The sequence below is a fragment of the Nonomuraea sp. NPDC049309 genome (genome assembly GCF_043196965.1).
GTDB lineage: Bacteria > Actinomycetota > Actinomycetes > Streptosporangiales > Streptosporangiaceae > Nonomuraea > Nonomuraea fastidiosa.
In genome coordinates, this window is sequence record NZ_JBICSH010000001.1 from 1,933,694 (window position 1) to 1,945,921 (window position 12,228).

Sequence of the window (12,228 nt, forward strand, 5' to 3'; positions counted from 1 at the left end):
ACCGTCACCGGCAGGCCAACCACCTGTACCCGAGGAGCCCCCACCCGCAGGCCAACCGCCAGTCCCCGACCGACCATCACCCGCAGGCCAACCACCCGTGCCCGACCCACCGTCACCGGCAGGCCAACCACCTGTACCCGAGGAGCCCCCACCCGCAGGCCAACCGCCAGTCCCCGACCGACCATCACCCGCAGGCCAACCACCCGTGCCCGACCCACCGTCACCGGCAGGCCAACCACCTGTACCCGAGGAGCCCCCACCCGCAGGCCAACCGCCAGTCCCCGACCGACCATCACCCGCAGGCCAACCACCTGTACCCGACCGGCCATCACCCGCAGCCCAGCCACCCGTGCCCGACCCACCGTCACCGGCAGGCCAGCCGCCCGTGCCGGAGTGACCGTCGTCGATGGGCTGAGGGCCAGTCGGGGGTTGGGGGGTTTCGGCGGCGCGACGGCTGCGACGACGGCTCCGGCCACGGCTCTCCCCGGACGCCTGCCAGCCGTCGGTCCGCCGACCACCATCAGAGCCGTCACCCGGCCACGCGCCGTCACCACCGGCCTCGTGACCACCCGTCTCGGCGGCACCACCGACGCCACGACCCCCCGCCCCAGCGGTCGGCACGGCGTCGAAACCACCCGTCCCGGTAGCACCTGAGCCGTAAGCCGCCCCAGCAGCGCCACCAGCGCCGTAGCCTGTCGCTGCGCCGCCAGAGCCGTAACCCGCCCCACCGGCACCGGCACCGAGGCCTTCGTCGGCTCCGCGGCCGCGACCACGGCCGGCGCCCCTGCCGTCGCCCGCGTCGGCGACGTAATCCGGCCCTACGCCGTAACCGCCCGTGCCGCTGTCGCGGCCGCCGGGCGTTCCGTCGCCGTAAGCGCCGCGAGCGTCACGAGTGCCGCGATTGCCGCGTCGGCTGCGCGAGCCGCCGGGCGCGGTGCTCGGCCAGTCGCCGGTCGCGCCACCTCCGGCAACGCCACCGAGGCCTCCGCCGGCGCCGTCGTCGAAGAAGCCGCCGGTAGCGGCGTCGCTGCGACCGGCGGCGGGAACGTCCGCGCCGGGCCGGCCACGCCCGCCGGCCCCAGCCTCAGCCCCGTGTGCGGAACCGGCCCCGCCCCCGGACCCGTAGCCGGACCCGTGCTCCGGCCTCGTGCCGGCACCATGTCCCGCTCCGTACTCCGAACCGGCCTCGGCTCCGGACTCGGACGCCCCAGGCCCGTAGCCGGACCCGTACGCGGGGTCCGCCCCAGCGCCGTAGTCGGCTCCGGGCTCGAAGTCGGGCCCGGAGCCGGGGGCGGTGCGGCGGGAGCGGCGAGAGCGGCCGGAGCCAGGGGTGCCGCGTCGGCGGGCCATCACAGCCCCGCCGCCCCGATGGCGTTGCCGACCGAGAAGGTGACCGCCGCGGCCACCGCCCCGACGAGCAGCTGCCGCAGCCCGGAGTACCACCAGCTGCGGGCGGTCACCGCCGACACCAGCGCACCGGCGGCGAAGAGCGCGCAGCACGACACCGCGGCCGAGATCGCCAGCTCGCGCGCCCCGAACAGGTACGGCAGCAGCGGCAGCGCCGCCCCCACCGCGAACGACACGAACGACGAGACGGCGGCCACGACCGGCGACGGCAGCTCCCCGGGCACCACGCCGAGCTCGTTACGCGAGTGGACCTCGAGCGCGCGGTCGGGATTCTGCGAGATCTGGCGGGCCACCTCGGCGGCCAGGTCGGGCGCCACGCCCTTGTCCACGAAGGTCTGTGCGAGCTCGGCCTGCTCGTCTTCGGGATGGTGGGCGAGCTCGCGCCGCTCGGCGGCGATCTCGGCCTGGGCGAGCTCGCGCTGGCTGGCGACGGAGACGTATTCGCCGCCCGCCATGGACAGGGCTCCCGCGGCCAGCCCGGCGACGCCGCCGAGCGCGACGACCCTCGGGTTGGCGGTGCCGCCCGCCACGCCTGCGATGAGCGCGAAGTTCGACACCAGGCCGTCCATCGCGCCGAACACCGACGGCCGTAGCCAGCCTCCGGTGACGTCGCGATGGGCGTGGTGGGCCTCCGCGCGTTCGCTCATCGAGTGTTCTTCTCCTTCGTCACCGTCTCGGCCTCGGCGGGCACCGCCTGCGCGCCCTCCTCCCGGCCGCCTGAGGCGGCGCCTGCGGGCTGCGCAGGATCGGCGGCGGCCTCCGCTTCGGCGTCGCCGGAGGGCGTGTCCGCGCCGGCACCGGACGCGCCAGTACCCGACTCACCAGCGCCCGACTCACCAGCGCCCGACTCGCCAGTGCCCGCCTCACCCGTGCCGGCCGCGCCACCGCGGGACGCGCCGTCGCCGGACTCACCGCTCCCGGACGCACCGCTGCCGGACGCGCCAGCCCCGGACGCACCGCTGCCGGACGCGCCGCTGCCGGACGCGCCATCGTCGGAGCGGGACTCGCCGGACGCGGACGGGTCCGGCGCAGCCGAGGACTCACCGCTGCCGGGATCGGCCTGGCCCGCGCCGTGGGCCGGGTCGGCCGCCTCGCCGTCGGAGCCCGGCTCGGGCACGACGACGATCTCCTCGCCGGTCCTGCCACGCGTGGCGAAGAAGTAGGCCAGCGCGAGCACGAACAGCACGATCGAGGTCCACTGGTTGATGCGCAGCCCCAGGAACATGACGGCGTGGTCGACCCCGCCGACGGGGTCGATGCGCAGCCCCTCGATCCAGAAGCGGCCGAGCGTGTAGCCCGCGACGTAGAGGGCGAACAGCCGGCCGTGGTGCAGCGCGAAGCGGCGGCCGGCGAAGATGAGCGCGAAGCCGAGCGCGACGTCCCACAGCGATTCGTACAGGAACGTCGGGTGGTAGAGAACGCCGGGCTCGCCGCCGTGGTCGATGTCGATCTCCAGGCCCCAGGGCAGGGTGGTCGGCGAGCCGTAGAGCTCTTGGTTGAACCAGTTTCCCCAGCGGCCGATGGCCTGCGCGAAGGCGATGCCGGGCGCGACCGTGTCGGCGACGGCGCTCATGGACAGGCCGCGCTTGCGTACGGCCAGCCAGACGCCGAGGGCGCCCAGCGAGATCGCGCCCCAGATGCCGAGGCCCCCCTCCCAGATGAACAGCGCCTGGTAGGGCTCCTTGATCGCCCGGCTGCCGAAGTAGGTCTGCCAGTCGGTGATGACGTGGTAGAGCCGGCCACCGATGAGGCCGAAGATGACCGCGGGAACCGCGATGTCCACGATCGTCCCCGCCTGGCCGCCGCGGGCGCGCCAGCGCCGTTCGCTCAGCCAGACGGCGACGACGACGCCGAGCACGATGCAAAGCGCATAAGCCCGGATCGGGATGATTCCGAGATACCAGACCCCTTGGGAAGGGCTGGGAATCGAGGCTAGGGGCATGTCAGGTGAGGGTAGCGGAAGCGGGCCTATTTGGCCGCCTCGGTAATCTCTTCGCGCAGCTGGGAAGGAGTGAACAGTACCTGATTGTCGATTTCTGTTCCGTTCAATTTCACTGTCGGCGTGTGGTCGAGCTTCTGCTCGTCACTGACCTTCTTGCTGTACGCGAGCTGCGCGTCGGCGTTCTTGTTGCTGGTCACGCACTGGTCGAACCCGGGCGTGTCGACCCCCGCCTCCTTGCCCCACTCCTTGAGCTGGTCGGGCAGGAACCCCTCTTCGGTCTCGGGCGGCTGGTTCTTGTAGAGCAGGTCGTGGAAGGCCATCCACTGCTTGCCGTCGGCGATGCAGCGGGCCGCGCTGCCGGCGCGCACGGAGTTGGCCCTGGTCGGATCCTGCGAGAAGATCGTGATCGGGTGGTAGACGACCTTGGCCTTGCCCTCGGCGGCGAGGTTCTTGAAGGTCTGGCCGCTGACGCGCTCCAGCTCCTTGCAGGCCGGGCACTGGAAGTCCTCGTAGATGTCGACGACGGGCGAGGTGACGCCGTTCTGGGCCATCACGACGCTGCCGTCGGACTGCACGGTGATCGGTGCGAGGGAACCGAGCGCCTCCTCAGAGCGCGACTGGCTGGCGGTGTACCACACGCCCAGGCCGACGACGGCGACGGCCACCACGGACGCGGTCGTGTACGTCACGATGCGCCGCCGCTTCTCGCGAGCCCGCTGCGCGGCCTGCTGCGCCTTGATCTTCTCCCGCGCCGACTGCGCCTTCGTCGTGGTGCGCTCGCCTTTGCTCATTGTTCGTCCTCTCCCTCATCAACACCATTGTCGCCCCCGAGGCCGAGAGCTCCGTCGAGCGCGAAACGGCCCGGCGGGAAGCGCACGGTCCACGCGCCGAGCAGCACGAGGCCGAAGTCGCGCAGGATGTCGAGCAGGTAGGTCGGCTCCTGTCCGGCACCCAGCTGGCCACCGCCGCCGAAGCAGCCGCAGTCGATCCGCAGGCCGTGCGCCCACGCCCAGGCGATGCCGAAGACGAACGCGAACATGAGCAGCGCGGCGATCACCGCGGCCGCCCTGGTCAGCAGACCGACGACGAGCAGCACGCCGACGACGATCTCCACGATGGGCAGCGCGTAGCCCACCGCGATGGCGACCGACTCCGGCAGCAACTGGTAAGCCTTGACCGCGACCACGGAGTCGGCCGGGTTACCGATCTTCAACGCACCCGCGACGATCAGCACCCCGCCCAGAACCAACCGGGCGACGGTCGTCACCCAGGGTATCGCCGTTCTCGCCCACGGTGACGCTTGAGACGCGGCCACGAGTCCTCTCCTCTTTTCTCTGCGCCGGAATGCGCACAGTACCCGGTCCCATCCGATCACGTCTGGGATAAGCGTCAGCTAAGCGCGTACCCCGCCGCCGACCTGGGAGGGTCTTCGCAATAGACCCTGAAACGGGGCAAAGGGGAACGCCCACTTGCGGAGGCGCGGGCGCCGACCTTGACCGCGCGGCCCCAAGCTATCAACGCCCGAACCCGGTCCTGAGACGAGCCATCGCGTCCCGCAAGCACGGGCTCCGCCTCACGCTCACCCCGGCCCCCTCGGCCTCCCGAACGCACACCCGCCCAGCCCCTCGGCCTACCCGAACGCTCGCCCGCAACAGCCCCTCCAGCTTGCCCAGCCACACCCCGCGCAGCCGCTCGCCCTGCCCAACCCCACCCCCACAGCGCCCCGCAACACGGGCTGCGGCCCGCGAGAGGCGGAGAGGGCCTGCAACCCAGCGGCAAGCGACCCGCGGAACGCGGAAAGACCGGCGATCCAGCGGGACACCATTCCAGCGGGAGTCGGGCGCGTTAGCGGCTGCGGACGCCCTTGGCCATGTCGCGGGCCAGCGCGGCGATGGACTCGCGCCCCGCTGCCTCGTCGGGTGCGTCGAGCATGCGGCGGATGAACGCCGAGCCCACGATCACGCCGTCGGCGTAGGCGGCGACCTCGGCCGCCTGGGCGCCGGTGCCGACGCCGAGGCCCACGCACACGGGCAGCTCGGTGTGGGCGCGGGTGCGCTCGACCAGGCCCTGGGCGGCGGAGTTGACCGTCTCCCTGGCGCCGGTGACGCCCATGAGCGAGGCGGCGTAGACGAAGCCGGTGCAGCAGTCGACGACGGCCTTGATGCGCTGCTCGGTGGAGCTGGGCGCGACCAGGAACACCGTGTCGATGCCGGCCGCGGCGGAGGCCGCGCGCCACGGCTCGGACTCCTCGGGCGTCAGGTCGGGCGTGATCGTGCCGACGCCGCCCGCGTTGGCGAGGTCGCGCGCGAAGCGGTCGGCGCCGTACTTGTCGATCGGGTTCCAGTACGTCATGACGAGCGTCGCGGCTCCGGTGGCGGCCACGCCCTCGACGGTGCGCACGACGTCGGCGATGCGGGTGCCGTTGGTCAGCGACCGGTGCACGGCGTCCTGGATGGTCGGCCCGTCCATGAGCGGGTCGGAGTACGGCAGGCCGATCTCGATGACGTCGCAGCCGGCCTCCACCAGGGCCGCGGCGGCGGCGATGGCGCCGTCTTTCGACGGGAAGCCCGCGGGCAGGTAGCCGACCAGTGCGGCCCGGTTGTCCGCCTTCGCCTTGGCGAAGACCGTCTGAAGAGTCGTCATGTCTGTCCGTTTCGAAGGTCTAGTCCCACCATGATGCCCTGCTCCGCGCCCGGTCCGAAGCCTCTCGGGGCGTCGTGTCGGGGCGCGGGCGTCAGCGGACCGGCGGTGTCACAGGTTGAAGTACTTCATGGCGGTGCCCATGTCCTTGTCGCCGCGCCCGGAGAGGTTGACCAGGATGATCGCCTCGGGGCCGAGCTCGCGGCCCAGCTCGAGCGCGCCCGCGAGCGCGTGGGAGGACTCGATGGCCGGGATGATGCCCTCGGTCCTGGCCAGCAGCGAGAACGCGGCCATCGCCTGGTCGTCGGTGATGCCGTGGTAGGTGGCGCGGCCGGAGTCCTTCAGCCAGGCGTGCTCGGGGCCGACGCCCGGGTAGTCGAGGCCGGCGGAGATCGAGTGGGACTCGATGGTCTGGCCCTCGTCGTCCTGCAGGACGTAGGTGCGCGAGCCGTGCAGCACGCCCACCGAGCCGGCGGTGAGGGTGAGCGCGTGCTCGCCGCTCTCCAGGCCCCGCCCGGCGGCCTCGTAGCCGTGGAGCTGCACGCCCTCGTCGTCGATGAAGGCGTGGAAGGCGCCGATGGCGTTGCTGCCGCCGCCGACCGCGGCGCACACCGCGTCGGGCAGCCGGCCGGTCAGCTCCTGGATCTGGCGGCGCGCCTCGACGCCGATGATGCGCGCGAAGTCGCGCACGATCTCGGGGAACGGGTGCGGGCCCGCGACGGTGCCGAACAGGTAGTGGGTGGTGTCGACGTTGGTCACCCAGTCGCGGAAGGCCTCGTTGATGGCGTCCTTGAGCGTCTGGGAGCCGTTCTTGACCGGCACGACGGTGGCGCCGAGCAGCTTCATCCGCGCGACGTTGAGCGCCTGGCGCTCGCAGTCGACGGCGCCCATGTAGATGGTGCACTCCAGGCCCATCAGCGCGGCGGCGGTGGCGGTGGCCACGCCGTGCTGGCCCGCGCCGGTCTCGGCGATGACCCGCTTCTTGCCCAGCCGCTTGGTCAGCAGCGCCTGGCCCAGCACGTTGTTGATCTTGTGGGCGCCGGTGTGGGTGAGGTCTTCGCGCTTGAGGATGATGCGGGCGCCGCCGGCGTGCTCACTGAACCGCGGCACCTCGGTCAGCGTGGTGGGACGGCCCGCGTAGGTGCGCAGCAGGTGGTCGAACTCCTTGATGAACTGCGCGTCGTTCTTGGCCTTCTCGTAGACCGCGGCCACCTCGTCGAGCGCCGGGATCAGCGCCTCGGGCACGTATCGGCCGCCGAAGATGCCGAACTTGCCGTGCACGTCGGGGTCGTCGCCGCGCGCGCCGTTGCCCGCCAGATCGGCGGCGGTCAGAATGGTGCCTTCGTTTGCCACTGCTATCCCTCTGTCGAGTGGTCGGGGCGCGTCGACGGATGCGCACCGGCGGTCACCAGCGCCTCCACTGCCTTACGCGGGTCCTTGCCGGTGACCAGGCTCTCCCCCACCAGGACGGCGTCGGCGCCGGACCTGGCGTAGGCGAGCAGGTCGTGCGGGCCGCGCACGCCCGACTCTGCGATCTTGATCACATTATCGGGGATCTTAGGCGCGATCTTCGCGAAGACATCGCGGTCGACTTCGAGTGTCTTGAGATTTCTCGCGTTGACCCCGATGACCCGCGCGCCGGCCGCGACGGCCCGCTCGAGCTCCTCCTCGGTGTGCACCTCGACCAGCGGCGTCAGGCCGATGGACTCGGCGCGCTCGATGAGCGACACCAGCGCCTCCTGCTCGAGGCAGACGACCATGAGCAGCGCCAGGTCGGCGCCGTAGGCGCGGGCCTCCCAGAGCTGGTAGGAGGTCAGGATGAAGTCTTTACGCAGGATCGGGATGTCGACACGGGCGCGGACGGCCGCGAGGTCGTCGAGGCTGCCGCCGAACTTGCGCCGCTCGGTCAGCACGCTGATGACGTGGGCGCCGCCCGCTTCGTAGTCGGCCGCCAGCGCGGCGGGGTCGGCGATCGCGGCGAGCGCGCCCTTGGACGGGCTGGAACGCTTCACCTCGGCGATCACCGAGACGCGATCGCCCCCGAGCGCGGCCATGGCGTCTCTGGGCGGCTGCGCCCGCTCGGCTCGCCGCTTGAGCTCGTCGATCGAGACGGCCTGCTGACGGGCGGCGAGGTCGGCGCGCACCCCGTCGAGGATGTCGTCGAGGACACTCGGCCCTTCCGTCCGCTCACTCACGCGCTTGAGGTCCCTCCGGTCGGCTTTAAGGGGGTGGCGGAGAGTTCGCGTCGCGTCCGCTCTCTGCCTTGTCCTGCGATGGTATCGGCCTCTGCGAGGCGCGTTCACCACCGGTCCCCGCCTAGGGGGCGAGGAACGCCCCGAAAGGCAGATTACGAACTACCCAGTAGACCATGACGACGGCGATGAACGCCCACAGCCACGCCGGGTGAGGCACGGACGTGCTCGGCGGCCTGCCCCGCCAGGCGCGCACGACCCAGCGCGCCCACCAGAACAGCAGGATGGGCATCATCGCCACGAACAGCGGGTTCAGGCCCAGCGCGGCGACGGGGTCGAGGTGGGCGAGCGCGTGCATGGTGCGCAGCGTGCCGCAGCCAGGGCAGTAGAGGCCGGTGAGCCACAGGAACGGGCATGTCGGGTAGTGGCCAGGCTCGTTGGGGTCGACCAGCCCCGTGACCGTGAAGGCCGCGACGGTGACGGCCGCGACGCCGAGCGGCGGGAGCAGCGCTCTCATGCGCCGCGTGCCTGGCCGCTCGATGGTCGCGAAGCTCATGCCCCCGATGTCCGCCTTCCCGGTCGGCCCGCGCCGCGTGGCCGGGTCAGTAGCCGTACGTGCTGCTGGCGGCTCCGGCGAGCCCGACCAGCGACAGCAGGATACCGCCGAGGAAGATCCAGGTGAGCACCCAGATCACGACGGTGATGTAGGACGTGACCAGGCCGCCGATGGCCATGCCCGAGCCCTCTTCGCCGTTGCGCTTGATCCGGTTGAGCGCGATGTGGCCGCAGATCACGCCGGGGATGCTGGTGAGCCCGCAGAAGACCAGGCCGATGATGCCGAGGACGAGCGAGGCCACCGCCATGCCGTTGGTCGGGCGCTGCGGGGGGTAGTAGCCGGCCTGCTGATCGTAGCCGCCGTAGCTCTGCGGCTGGGCGCTGTAGCCGCCGCTCGCGGGCATCTGGCCGTAGCTGAGGTCCTGCGGGTAGCTGGGCGGCTGCTGCCCATAATCGCCGCTCGGCTGCTGACCGTAGCCGCCGCTGCCGGGCTGCTGGCCGTATCCGCCGCCGCTCGGGGGCTGCTGGCCGTATCCGCCACCGCTAGGGGGCTGCTGGCCGTACCCTCCGCCGCTCGGGGGCTGCTGGCCGTACCCTCCGGAGGCCGGCTGTCCGTAGCCCCCGTCGTAGCCGGGCTGGCCGTAACCGCCGCCGGGCGGCTGCGCGCCGTAGCCGCCGCTACCGCTCTGATCCCCGTAGCTCATGAGCTGGCTCCTCAATCGTTCGTGGCGAGTTGGTACGGCAGCTTAGTGAGGAAATCTTTGCCAAGAAGACAAGGACTCAGGACAGTGGAGGTTTCGTCAGCACCGCGCGTCAGCGGCCCTCGGTCGGGTCGTCGCCCCTGTCGAGCGCGTCCCACAGCGCCCGATCGTCGCTGACCTGCGCCTTCGCCTCGCCGTCCGTCCCCTGGGCGCGGTCGTAGCGCGCGGACATGCCCGCCCAGCGCGGGCCGCGCGCGATCGCGGTGATCCCGCCCGCGAGCATCAGCAGCGCACCCGCGGCGGCGACGGCGGGCCACAGCGGCGCGGCCTCCCAGGGCACGCCCGAGGATCCGTGGAGCACGTCGCGCTCGCCGAGCCAGCCGGTGACGTTGGCGTCGTCGATCGCCGCCCAGACGGCCGCCGCCACGCCCGCGCCGCACAGGGCGAGCACCGCGCCGACGACGCGCCTGCCGGTGCCCCTGGTGGCGAGCACGGCCACGACGCCGGCCAGCCCGGCCAGCGCGACGGGTGTGAGCACCGGGCTGAGATCGCCGCCGGTGGGTGCGGCCGCGCCCGCCTGGAGCACCCTGGCCCACTCGCGGCCGGCGGCGAGCAGCACCAGCAGGCAGCCCAGGGCGGTGGCGGCGACCCAGATCGACAGCTCCCGCTTGTCGCTGCGCATGGTGCTAGCCGATCGCGATCTCGAGCCGGTCGGCGTCGAAGCAGGTGTGGTCGCCGGTGTGGCAGGCCCCGCCGACCTGGTCGACCTTGACCAGCACGGTGTCGCCGTCGCAGTCGAGTGCCACCGACTTCACGTGCTGGACGTTGCCCGAGGTGGCGCCCTTGACCCACAGCTCCTGGCGGCTGCGCGACCAGTAGGTGGCCTTGCCGGTGGTGAGCGTCAGGTGCAGCGCCTCGTCGTTCATCCAGGCCAGCATGAGCACCTCGCCGGTGTCGTACTGCTGGGTGATCGCGGGCACCAGGCCGTCGGCGTTGCGCTTCAGCCGCGCGGCGATCTTGGGATCCAGGGACATGCTGCCATTCAACCAGGCCGCCCGCGCGCCCCGGACGTCAGGCGAGCGCCTCCGGCAGGGTGTCATAGATGGGGAACAGCGGCGCCAGGTTGGTGCGCCGGAGCCTGCGCAGCACCACGCCGTCGGGGGCGACGAGCGCCATGGTGCGGCCGCGCTCGCGCAGCGAGGCGAGCAGGCGTACCAGCACCCCCAGGCCCGTGGTGTCGATGAACGTCAGCCCGGTCAGATCGACCACGAGGCGCGGCTCGTCCGCCGCGACCGCCTCATCCAGACATTTCCGCACTTGGGAGACGTTATCGACGTCCATCTCCCCCGACAACCTCACCACCACCGAGCCCCCGTGATCGTGTCGCGACATCTCCAGCACATCCACGCCCATGTTCCTCATGACCCCTCCCGTGGGCGGCTCCGCCGAAAACGTACACCCGCCCGCATCGCGTCACGGTGGGTTTTGCTGAGAATGCGGCACGTGATCACATCCGTGCGAGTACCTTCTGACCCGATCGCGTCGAAGGACGGGCTGCTAGGGAGGACAGGATCGTGGTGCACGTGGCGGGCTCCGTCCTGGATCCGGATCTGGGCGACCATGTCTGCCTGCCGTTCGACGGCGAGCGCGAGCGGATGACGGTCACCGGGGTCTTCACCGTGAACGGCCTGCGCCGCCGCGTCAAAGTGCTGATCATGACGCACACCGACACCCCCGAGCGCACGCGCACCTGGCTGGCGCCGCTGGTGCCGGGGTTCGCCGAGGCCGAGTCGGCCGGCCGGATCGAGATCCTGGCCTGCGCCGACACCCACTTCACCGGCGGCTTACTCGACCCGGCGCGGCTGCGCGCGGGGCTCGCCGCCGCCCGCGACCGCGCCGGAGGACACGGCGTGTACGCGCTGGTGGACGCCTCCTGGGGCCTCGGCGACGTGCCGGGGCACGCGGCGTTCGAGGCGGCCGTCAACGAGCTGTTCGGCGAGGGCTGGCTGGCGGCGGTCTGCCAGTACGACCGCGGCGTCTTCCCCCGCGACGCCCTGGAGGAGGCGGCGGCCGTGCACCCGATCGCCCCCGAGCAGGCGCTGCTGCGCTTCGCCCGCGCCGGAGACGGGCTGCGGGTGTGGGGCGATGTGGACCTGACCAACCGCCCGGCGTTCGCCTCCCTGCTGCGGCCCCTGGTCAGGTGGCCGGGCGAGGTCGTGATCGACGCGAGCGGGCTCGGCTTCATCGACGCCGGCTCGGCCCAGCTGCTCGCCACCATGGCGATGGCCAGGCCGCGCGGCACGACGACGGTGGTCTGCCGCGCCCCCATGGCGCGGGTGCTGCGGCTGATCGGCGCCGACGAGCATCTCGCCGTACGGCGGGCCGGCGATGACTAGCCAGGTGCTCCGCACCAGCTTCGCCCGCGGCCGCATCACGCTGCTGCGCAGGACGGTCACCGAGCACGCCAGGCGGCACGGGCTGACCGGCGTCCGCCTGGAGGACTTCGTGCTGGCGGTCAACGAGGTCGCCACGAACGCCGTGCTCCACGGCGGCGGGCACGGCCGGCTGCGGATGTGGTCGCACGGCGGCCGGCTGTGGTGCGAGGTCAGCGACGAGGGGCCCGGGCTGCCCGCCGGGTGGATGGGCGACGGCCGGCCGCCGGAGCGGCTCGACCACCGCGGGCGCGGGCTGTGGCTGACCGGCATGCTGTGCGACCAGGTCATGATCGTCTCAGGCCCGGCGGGGACGACGGTGACGTTCGCCGCCCTCTGCGACTGAAGCAGGAACCCGG

At 72.2% G+C, this 12,228-nt stretch carries 14 protein-coding genes; 2 read left to right on the top strand and 12 right to left on the bottom strand.

The features are described 5' to 3' along the window. Window positions 1-1,349: 1,349 nt before the first annotated feature. The 12 genes from ACGFIM_RS08700 to ACGFIM_RS08755 all read right to left on the bottom strand — a co-directional run bounded on the left by ACGFIM_RS08700 (window position 1,350) and on the right by ACGFIM_RS08755 (window position 10,859). Window positions 1,350-2,054, bottom strand: a complete 705-nt coding sequence (locus tag ACGFIM_RS08700) for a VIT1/CCC1 transporter family protein (RefSeq protein ID WP_393196839.1) — start codon at window positions 2,052-2,054, stop codon at window positions 1,350-1,352. Next, window positions 2,051-3,349, bottom strand: coding sequence for a prolipoprotein diacylglyceryl transferase (lgt, locus tag ACGFIM_RS08705; RefSeq protein WP_393196842.1), 1,299 nt, complete (start codon window positions 3,347-3,349; stop codon window positions 2,051-2,053). The genes ACGFIM_RS08700 and lgt overlap by 4 nt, the downstream gene beginning before the upstream one ends. A 26-nt stretch (window positions 3,350-3,375) precedes the next feature. After that, window positions 3,376-4,140 (bottom strand): DsbA family protein, encoded by a 765-nt coding sequence (locus ACGFIM_RS08710; protein ID WP_393196845.1) that lies wholly within the window; start codon window positions 4,138-4,140, stop codon window positions 3,376-3,378. Beyond that, window positions 4,137-4,616 (bottom strand): MauE/DoxX family redox-associated membrane protein, encoded by a 480-nt coding sequence (locus tag ACGFIM_RS08715; RefSeq protein WP_393196847.1) that lies wholly within the window; start codon window positions 4,614-4,616, stop codon window positions 4,137-4,139. Before ACGFIM_RS08715 ends, ACGFIM_RS08710 begins: the two co-directional genes overlap by 4 nt. A gap of 578 nt (window positions 4,617-5,194) precedes the next feature. After that, complete coding sequence (gene trpA, locus ACGFIM_RS08720; RefSeq protein ID WP_393196850.1) at window positions 5,195-5,992, bottom strand: tryptophan synthase subunit alpha; 798 nt, start codon at window positions 5,990-5,992, stop codon at window positions 5,195-5,197. Between the two features lie 108 nt (window positions 5,993-6,100). Further along, window positions 6,101-7,321: a tryptophan synthase subunit beta gene (trpB, locus tag ACGFIM_RS08725; protein WP_393199666.1), complete on the bottom strand. Its 1,221-nt coding sequence runs from the start codon at window positions 7,319-7,321 to the stop codon at window positions 6,101-6,103. Window positions 7,322-7,344: 23 nt separating this feature from the next. Beyond that, window positions 7,345-8,184 carry an indole-3-glycerol phosphate synthase TrpC gene (gene trpC / locus ACGFIM_RS08730; protein WP_364054683.1) on the bottom strand — a complete coding sequence of 280 codons (840 nt, stop codon included), beginning with the start codon at window positions 8,182-8,184 and terminating at the stop codon, window positions 7,345-7,347. Window positions 8,185-8,305: 121 nt separating this feature from the next. Beyond that, a complete protein-coding gene (locus ACGFIM_RS08735) occupies window positions 8,306-8,737 on the bottom strand; it encodes a DUF2752 domain-containing protein (RefSeq protein ID WP_393196853.1) in 432 nt (143 codons plus the stop codon). Window positions 8,738-8,783: 46 nt separating this feature from the next. Beyond that, window positions 8,784-9,440 (bottom strand): DUF4190 domain-containing protein, encoded by a 657-nt coding sequence (locus ACGFIM_RS08740; RefSeq protein ID WP_393196854.1) that lies wholly within the window; start codon window positions 9,438-9,440, stop codon window positions 8,784-8,786. A 109-nt stretch (window positions 9,441-9,549) separates the two neighbouring features. Then, the gene (locus tag ACGFIM_RS08745) at window positions 9,550-10,119 is read right to left on the bottom strand and encodes a Trp biosynthesis-associated membrane protein (protein WP_393196857.1); all 570 of its coding nucleotides are present in this window, start codon (window positions 10,117-10,119) and stop codon (window positions 9,550-9,552) included. Between the two features lie 4 nt (window positions 10,120-10,123). Next, window positions 10,124-10,471 carry a phosphoribosyl-AMP cyclohydrolase gene (hisI, locus tag ACGFIM_RS08750; RefSeq protein ID WP_393196859.1) on the bottom strand — a complete coding sequence of 116 codons (348 nt, stop codon included), beginning with the start codon at window positions 10,469-10,471 and terminating at the stop codon, window positions 10,124-10,126. Window positions 10,472-10,508: 37 nt separating this feature from the next. Next, window positions 10,509-10,859, bottom strand: a complete 351-nt coding sequence (locus ACGFIM_RS08755) for an STAS domain-containing protein (RefSeq protein WP_393196862.1) — start codon at window positions 10,857-10,859, stop codon at window positions 10,509-10,511. Window positions 10,860-11,011: 152 nt separating this feature from the next. Here ACGFIM_RS08755 and ACGFIM_RS08760 point away from each other — a divergent pair, with 152 nt between their 5' ends. Beyond that, window positions 11,012-11,833, top strand: coding sequence for an MEDS domain-containing protein (locus ACGFIM_RS08760; RefSeq protein WP_393196865.1), 822 nt, complete (start codon window positions 11,012-11,014; stop codon window positions 11,831-11,833). Next, on the top strand, window positions 11,826-12,215 hold the full coding sequence (locus tag ACGFIM_RS08765; RefSeq protein ID WP_393196868.1) for an ATP-binding protein: 390 nt from the start codon (window positions 11,826-11,828) through the stop codon (window positions 12,213-12,215). Before ACGFIM_RS08760 ends, ACGFIM_RS08765 begins: the two co-directional genes overlap by 8 nt. The last annotated feature ends 13 nt before the right edge of the window (window positions 12,216-12,228 follow it).